6 protein-coding genes and 1 pseudogene are annotated in these 8,129 nt (G+C 62.9%); 6 read left to right on the forward strand and 1 reads right to left on the reverse strand.

The genetic code is table 11. The features are described from left to right. Window positions 1-164 (reverse strand): annotated as a pseudogene (locus tag LO50_RS24760) (aminotransferase); the annotation flags it as partial. A gap of 191 nt (window positions 165-355) precedes the next feature. On the opposite strand from LO50_RS24760, the gene dksA reads away from it, so the two are divergent. From dksA to pcnB, 6 genes are all read left to right on the forward strand, one after another. Next, window positions 356-802, forward strand: coding sequence for an RNA polymerase-binding protein DksA (gene dksA / locus LO50_RS18060; protein ID WP_044315868.1), 447 nt, complete (start codon window positions 356-358; stop codon window positions 800-802). A gap of 90 nt (window positions 803-892) precedes the next feature. Beyond that, window positions 893-1,798: a tRNA glutamyl-Q(34) synthetase GluQRS gene (gene gluQRS / locus LO50_RS18065; protein WP_044315869.1), complete on the forward strand. Its 906-nt coding sequence runs from the start codon at window positions 893-895 to the stop codon at window positions 1,796-1,798. 95 nt (window positions 1,799-1,893) lie between these two features. Continuing rightward, a complete protein-coding gene (locus LO50_RS24765) occupies window positions 1,894-2,070 on the forward strand; it encodes a hypothetical protein (RefSeq protein ID WP_003284901.1) in 177 nt (58 codons plus the stop codon). Further along, window positions 2,054-5,008, forward strand: coding sequence for a sensor histidine kinase (locus LO50_RS18075; protein WP_044315870.1), 2,955 nt, complete (start codon window positions 2,054-2,056; stop codon window positions 5,006-5,008). The genes LO50_RS24765 and LO50_RS18075 overlap by 17 nt, the downstream gene beginning before the upstream one ends. A 61-nt stretch (window positions 5,009-5,069) precedes the next feature. Further along, the gene (locus LO50_RS18080; protein WP_044315871.1) at window positions 5,070-6,482 is read left to right on the forward strand and encodes a sigma-54-dependent transcriptional regulator; all 1,413 of its coding nucleotides are present in this window, start codon (window positions 5,070-5,072) and stop codon (window positions 6,480-6,482) included. 736 nt (window positions 6,483-7,218) lie between these two features. After that, the coding region (gene pcnB, locus LO50_RS18085; RefSeq protein ID WP_044315872.1) for a polynucleotide adenylyltransferase PcnB at window positions 7,219-8,129 on the forward strand (911 nt) is incomplete at its 3' end.

Genomic DNA, 8,129 nt, shown 5'->3' on the forward strand with positions numbered 1-8,129 from the left:
TGCCCTGCCGCTACGATGGGCGCCGCGGTGGTGAAGTCCGGCTCGCCGATTTCCAAATGAATGACGTCGTGGCCTTGAACTTGCAACTGGTTGGCCCGCTCCAAAAGCGCCATGACGTGGAAAGGTTCGATTGCGCGGCTGCGCGCACTGTATGACGAGGTCATCTGACCTTCCTGTTGAGAACGAAACGTGAATTCTACCCAAGGTCCCGATACCGCTGCAGTTACTGTTGGATTCGGGAGTAGCGCGCCCCGATCCGATCTGGTAAGTTCGCCCGCTTGCAGCCGCAGGGCCGGCACGGGCCGGCAAGGGACAAATCATCCTGCGCAATGGACATAGCGAGAGGCGTTCATCCATGCCCATTACCAAAGAAACACCGTCGAGCAAGCAACTGATTCGCGCCTTCGATCCCTATAAGGAAAGCAAGGGCGAGGAATACATGAGCGACAAGATGCGCGCCCATTTCACCGGCATCCTGAACAAGTGGAAACAGGAGCTGATGGAAGAGGTCGATCGCACCGTGCACCACATGCAGGACGAGGCTGCCAACTTCCCTGATCCGGCCGACCGTGCCAGCCAGGAAGAAGAGTTCAGCCTGGAACTGCGCGCCCGCGACCGCGAGCGCAAGCTGATCAAGAAGATCGACGAGACGCTGCAGCTGATCGAAGACAACGAGTACGGCTGGTGCGATTCCTGCGGCGTCGAGATCGGCATCCGCCGACTGGAAGCCCGCCCTACCGCTACGCTCTGCATCGACTGCAAGACGCTGGCGGAGATCAAGGAAAAGCAGATCGGTTCCTGATCCCGAACGGGGCGCTTCGGCGCCCCGCTTCATTTCCAGCCCCTGCAGCGTTTCATCCGCCCCGCCATCCCAGATAGCGCCGGCCCCAACATGCCCTTTCCTGCCCCGTTCCAAACCCATCACTACGTCGGCCGTTTTGCCCCGACACCCAGCGGCTATCTGCATTTCGGCTCACTGGTGGCCGCCCTCGCTTCCTATCTTGACGCCCGCGCGATCGGCGGCCGCTGGCTGCTGCGCATGGAAGACATCGACCCGCCACGGGAGATGCCCGGCGCCCAGCGAGCCATCGTCGAGACGCTGTCGAGCTACGGATTCGAATGGGACGGCGAGATGTTGCGCCAGAGCGAGCGTCAGGTCGCCTACGGCGCCGCCATCGAGCGCCTGCTGGATGAAGGCTTGGCGTATGCCTGCACCTGCTCGCGCAAGCAGCTCGAAGGCTATCCGGGCCCATACCCGGGTTTCTGCCGCAACGCCGGCCACGGCCTCGACGACGCAGCCATTCGCCTGCGGGTGCCTGATCGCGAATACGGTTTCATAGACCGCGTGCAGGGCGAATTCCGCCAGCGCCTGGGTCGCGAGGTCGGCGACTTCGTGATCCGCCGTCGCGACGGCTTGATCGCCTATCAGCTGGCGGTGGTGCTGGATGACGCGTGGCAGGGAGTAACCGACGTCGTACGCGGCGCCGATCTGCTCGACTCCACGCCGCGTCAGCTGTACCTGCAGGAAGTGCTCGGTCTACCCCAGCCGCGCTATCTGCACCTGCCGCTGATCATCCAGCCGGATGGACACAAGCTGGGCAAGAGTTACCGCTCGCCACCCTTGCAGCCTCACGAGGCCAGTCCGCTGCTGCTGCGTGCTTTGCGCGCGCTAGGCCAGCAACCGCCCACAGAGCTGAACGACGCACTGCCAGCCGACATCCTCGCCTGGGCGGTGCTGCACTGGGACGCTCAGCGCATCCCTCGCACACGGACACTGGCCGAATCGCAGCTGCGCTAGGCGGATTGCCACGCTGCGCCAGCTTTTGCCTGCCGCAGGTGGCTTGCCGCCCGCCGCTGCTCTACCATCGCCCCACTTCCGACACGAGACCCGGCATGTATATCTACCGACTGGTGCTGCTCCTGGTGGTGGGGATCTATCTGTTCTCCCCCGCCATCATGGACTGGTGGATCGACCCCAACGGGGCCTGGTATCGGCCCTACGTGCTGTGGCTGATCCTCATCGTGGTGACCTTCATCCTCCAGAGCCAGCGTGATGCAGACGAGCTTTAGCCTGAGCCACCTGATCCTGATCAGCGTTGCCTACCTGATCATGCTGTTCGGCGTCGCCTGGGTCAGCGAGCGCGGATTGATTCCACGTTGGGTGATCCGCCACCCGCTGACCTACACATTGTCGCTGGGCGTCTACGCCAGCGCCTGGGCCTTCTACGGCACGGTTGGCCTGGCCTACCAGTACGGTTACGGCTTTCTCGCCACCTATCTGGGGGTCTGCGGCGCGTTCCTGCTGGCGCCAGTGCTGCTCTATCCGATCCTGCGCATCACCCACACCTACCAGCTCTCGTCACTGGCCGATCTGGTCGCCTTCCGCTTTCGCAGCACCTGGAGCGGGGCGCTGACCACGCTGGTCATGCTGATCGGCATGCTGCCGTTGCTCGCCCTGCAGATCCAGGCGGTGGCCGATGCCATCGGCATTCTCACTCTGGAGCCGCTGCAGGAGCGCGTGGCGCTGGGCTATTGCCTGATGATCATGCTGTTCACCATCCTCTTCGGCGCCCGCCACATCGCCACGCGGGAGAAGCACGAAGGCCTGGTGTTTGCCATCGCCTTTGAATCCATCGTCAAGCTGGTGACCTTCGGTGCCATCGGCCTCTACGCCCTGTATGTGGTATTCGGCGGCCCGCATCAGCTGGAGATCTGGCTGCTGCAGAACCAGTCGGCGCTGCAGGCACTGCACACGCCCTTGCAGGAAGGGCCCTGGCGCACACTGCTGCTGGTGTTCTTTGCGTCGGCCATCGTGATGCCGCACATGTATCACATGACCTTCACCGAGAACCTCGATCCTCGCGGCCTGGTGAGCGCCAGCTGGGGCCTGCCGCTCTATCTGCTGCTGATGAGCCTGGCCGTGCCGCTGATCCTCTGGGCCGGACTCAAGCTGGGGGTCAGCACCAACCCCGAGTACTTCACCTTGGGCCTGGGCATCGCCGCACAGAGCGAAACCCTGGCGCTGCTGGCCTTCGTCGGCGGTCTCTCGGCATCCAGCGGGCTGATCATCGTCAGCACCCTGGCACTGTCGGGCATGGCGCTCAACCACTTGGTGCTGCCGCTGTATCAGCCATCCAGCGAAGGCAACATCTACCGCTGGCTGAAGTGGACGCGCCGCAGCCTGATCTTCGCCATCATCATGGCCGGTTACGGCTTCTACCTGCTGCTCGGTGCCGAGCAGGACCTGTCCAATCTCGGCATCGTCGCCTTCGTCGCCACCCTGCAGTTCCTGCCGGGCGTGCTGTCCGTACTCTACTGGCCGACCGCCAATCGCCGCGGCTACATCGCGGGCCTGCTGGCCGGCATCGGCGTCTGGGTAGTGACCATGCTGCTGCCGCTGGTAGGCAACCTGGACGGTTTCTACATTCCGCTGTTCAACGTCGTCTATGTACTGGACGACACCAGCTGGCATCTGGCGGCAATCGCGTCACTGGCGGTCAACGTCCTGGCGTTCTCGCTGTTCTCGATCTTCAGTGAAACCAGCCCCGAGGAGCAGAGCGCTGCCGAGGCCTGCGCCGTGGAGAACGTCCGCCGCCCGCAACGGCGCGAACTGATCGCCGCGTCTCCGCAGGAATTCGCCACCCAGCTGGCCAAGCCATTGGGCGCCAAGACCGCGCAACGGGAGGTGGAACAGGCCCTGCGCGATCTGCAGCTGCCGTTCGACGAGCATCGCCCCTACGCGCTGCGCCGCCTGCGCGATCGCATCGAAGCCAATCTCTCCGGCCTGATGGGCCCCAGCGTAGCCCAGGACATCGTCGAGAACTTCCTGGCCTACAAGAACGGTGCCGACGGCTACATCACCGAGGACATCCACTTCATCGAAAGCCGGCTGGAGGAGTATCACTCGCGCCTGACCGGCCTGGCCGCAGAATTGGACGCCCTGCGCCGCTATCACCGGCAAACACTGCAGGAGCTGCCCATGGGCGTCTGCTCGCTGGCCAAGGATCAGGAAATCCTCATGTGGAACCGTGCGCTCGAGGAACTCACCGAGATCCCCGCGCTGCAAGTCGTCGGCTCACGCCTGACGACCATCGCCGAACCCTGGCGCAGCCTGCTGAGCGACTTCATCGAGCAGGCCGATGAACACCTGCACAAGCAGCGGCTGGCGCACAACGGCCATCGCCGCTGCCTCAACCTGCACAAGGCAGCCATTGCCGAGCCACTGGCACCGGGCAACAGCGGCCTCGTGCTGCTGGTCGAGGACCTGACCGAAACACAGCAGCTCGAAGACCGCCTGGTTCACTCCGAACGCCTGGCGAGCATTGGCCGCCTGGCCGCCGGCGTGGCGCACGAGATCGGCAATCCGATCACCGGCATCGCCTGCCTGGCGCAGAACCTGCGGGACGAACGCGAAGGCGATGGAGAGATCGTCGAGATCAGCGGCCAGATCATCGAGCAGACCAAACGCGTATCGCGCATCGTGCAATCGCTGATGAGCTTCGCCCACGCCGGCGAGCGCCAGCACCAGCTGTATCCGGTGAGCCTGGCGCAAGTGACGCAGGACGCCATCGGCCTGCTCTCGCTCAACCGCAACCGCACCGAAGTGCAGTTCATCAACATCTGCGATCCGACGCACTTCGCCGAGGGCGATCCGCAGCGGCTCGCCCAGGTGCTGATCAACCTGCTATCCAACGCCCGCGACGCGTCGCCGCAAGGCGGCTTGATCCGCATCAGCAGCGAAGTTGCCGAACAGACGGTGTACCTGACGGTGGAAGACGAAGGCAGCGGCATTCCGAAGGACATCCAGGACCGGCTGTTCGAGCCATTCTTCACCACCAAGGACCCTGGCGAAGGCACCGGCCTGGGCCTCGCGCTGGTCTATTCGATCATTGAAGAGCATTATGGCCAGATCGATATCGACAGCCCGGCCGACCCGGAAACACAGCGCGGCACCCGTTTTCGCATCACCCTGCCGCGGCATGTCGAAGCGTCCCATGCCGTAAGTTGAAGAGGCGACTGCCGTGCCGGCCCTTTGCCGGTTATGCCTCCAGACCGTCGAGAGAGTACTGATGTCACACATTCTGATCGTCGAAGACGAAACCATCATCCGCTCCGCCCTGCGACGCCTCCTCGAGCGTAACCAGTACGAGGTCAGCGAAGCCGGCTCGGTGCAGGAAGCACAGGAGCGCTACAGCATCCCGGGTTTCGACCTCATCGTCAGCGACCTGAGACTTCCCGGCGCCCCCGGCACCGAGCTGATCAAGCTCGCCGAAGGTACCCCGGTGCTGATCATGACCAGCTACGCCAGCCTGCGCTCGGCCGTGGACTCGATGAAGATGGGCGCAGTCGACTACATCGCCAAACCGTTCGACCATGACGAGATGCTGCAGACCGTGGCACGCATCCTCACCGACCATCAGCACAACGCAGCGACACAAGCGCAGCCCTCCCGTGGCGTAAGCGCCGCCTCAGCGACAACCGACCGAGAAGACATCGGCATCATCGGCCACTGCGCGCCCATGCAGGACCTGTTCGGCAAGATCCGCAAGGTCGCCCCGACCGACTCCAACGTGCTGATCCAGGGCGAATCGGGCACCGGCAAGGAACTGGTCGCTCGCGCGCTGCATAACCTCTCGCGCCGCGCCAAGGCCCCGATGATTTCCGTCAACTGCGCGGCCATCCCGGAAACGCTGATCGAATCCGAACTGTTCGGACACGAGAAAGGCGCCTTCACCGGCGCCAGCGCTGGCCGCGCTGGGCTGGTCGAAGCCGCTGACGGTGGCACTCTGTTTCTCGACGAGATCGGCGAACTGCCGCTCGAGGCACAGGCACGTCTGCTCCGGGTCCTGCAGGAAGGCGAGATCCGCCGGGTTGGTTCGGTGCAGTCACAGAAGGTCGACGTACGCCTGATCGCCGCCACGCACCGCGACCTGAAAACCCTGGCCAAGACCGGCCAGTTCCGTGAAGACCTCTATTACCGCCTGCACGTCATCGCGCTCAAGCTGCCGCCGCTGCGTGAGCGGGGTGGTGACGTGCTGGAGATCGCCAAAGCCTTCCTGGCACGCCAGGGTGAGCGCATGAGCAGCGACGACCTGCATTTTTCCCGCGATGCCGAGCAGGCGATCCGTCACTACTCGTGGCCGGGCAACGTTCGCGAGCTGGAAAACGCGATCGAGCGCGCAGCTATTCTCAGCGAAAGCCCGGAGATCGATGCCGAGCTGCTGGGCATCGATATCGAGCTGGACGAACTGGACGACGATTTCGACGAGCCCCTTGGCACCATTCGCGGCATTGCAACGGGCAACGAGCCGACCGAGGATCTGTCGCTGGAGGACTACTTCCAGCACTTCGTGCTCGAGCATCAGGATCACATGACCGAGACCGAGCTGGCTCGCAAGCTGGGCATCAGCCGCAAATGTCTGTGGGAACGCCGCCAGCGCCTGGGAATTCCGCGGCGCAAGTCGAGTAGCGCGGCCGGGTAATCTGTTACCGCCCGCCATGACTCGTAACAAAAACCGGGAGCAACGGTAACGCTGCCCCGGTTTTTTATTGCCCGCCTCAGTCTAGATAATCACCAAGTCGTTGATAAATAAGGATTTTCGAAAGCTGGCACGGCAACTGCTTACGTACAGGCACAACAACAATAACAAGCAGATCCCACAATAAGAACAAGACGTAACGGCTCCAGCAAAATAACGACAAGAAGGCGGAGGCGCAGCTAACTGATTCTTTTGGAGAGGACTTGCCACGGGGTTCGCCCCACGACCAGGCCGAGAACAACAAAAAACTGCATCAGCAGGGCCCGCACTGGTTGGATCGAAGATCAAGGCAAAGTCAGCGACCAAAGAAATCCGTTTGCTATTAGCTCCCAGTGTGGAGTGCTCCTGACGGCCACGGCCCGATGGAACAGGCGAACAACAAAAACAGCAACGCCTGAGCGACTAATAACAATAAAGCACGCAACAGTATTCAAAGGGGAGCTTCGGCTCCCCTTTGTGCTATCCGGGGCTTACCCATTTTCCTTCACAGCAGTCTTACTGCTCGACAATCGCGTGGCCTCCGCCCTGCGCCAAGCACTGCCTGCGTGACGCGGCGCACGATGCTTTTTGACACCTCCCTACGCATCGTTCAACATCCAGCACTCTCGGCGCTAGAATCCGCGCAGGTTTCGCGGCCATTCGCGACACCGGCCCGTCTTCCGCCACACAGTTGCCCCCCATGCTGAAAAAGCTGTTCCAGTCTTTTCGTCTTCCTCTGCGCCGCATCCCGCATCCCCGCCGCACACCTGAAATTCTGTCCAGCCGGCAGCATTCCCTGCATCGCAACGAGATCAGTCGTTACGCGGTGAGCGTGGTCGAACGACTGCAGCAGGCGGGTTACGAGGCATATGTGGTCGGCGGCTGCGTGCGCGACCTGCTGCTGCAGCTGAATCCCAAGGATTACGACGTCGCGACCAGCGCGACCCCCGAACAGGTCCGCGCCGAATTCCGCAACGCCCGCGTGATCGGACGCCGTTTCAAGCTGGTGCATGTGCATTTCGGTCGCGAGATCATCGAGGTCGCCACCTTCCGCGCCAACCATCCGGAAGAGGATGACGACGACGCCAGCCATCTCGCTTCGCGCAACGAGAGCGGCCGCATCCTGCGTGACAACATCTATGGCACCCTCGAAGACGACGCCCAGCGCCGCGACTTCACCATCAATGCGCTGTATTACGATCCGACTACCGAGCGCATCCTCGACCACACCCGTGGCGTACACGACATCCGCAATCGCCTGATCCGTCTGATCGGCGACCCCGAGCAGCGCTACCAGGAAGACCCGGTGCGCATGCTGCGTGCCGTGCGTTTCGCCGCCAAGCTCGACTTCGAGATCGAACGGCATAGCGCCGAACCCATCGTCGACCTCGCCGACCTGCTCGACGGCATTCCCTCGGCACGCCTGTTCGACGAAGTGCTCAAGCTATTCCTCGGCGGCAAGGCCGAGCGCACCTTCGAGCTACTGCTCGAATACGATCTCTTCGCCCCGCTGTTCCCGGCGAGCGCCGCAGCACTCGAGCGCAACCCGGAATACGCCGGCACGCTGATCCGCAACGCCCTGGCCAACACCGACCTGCGCATTCAGCAGGG

It is taken from the genome of Stutzerimonas stutzeri, assembly GCF_000935215.1.
Taxonomy (GTDB): Bacteria; Pseudomonadota; Gammaproteobacteria; order Pseudomonadales; family Pseudomonadaceae; genus Stutzerimonas.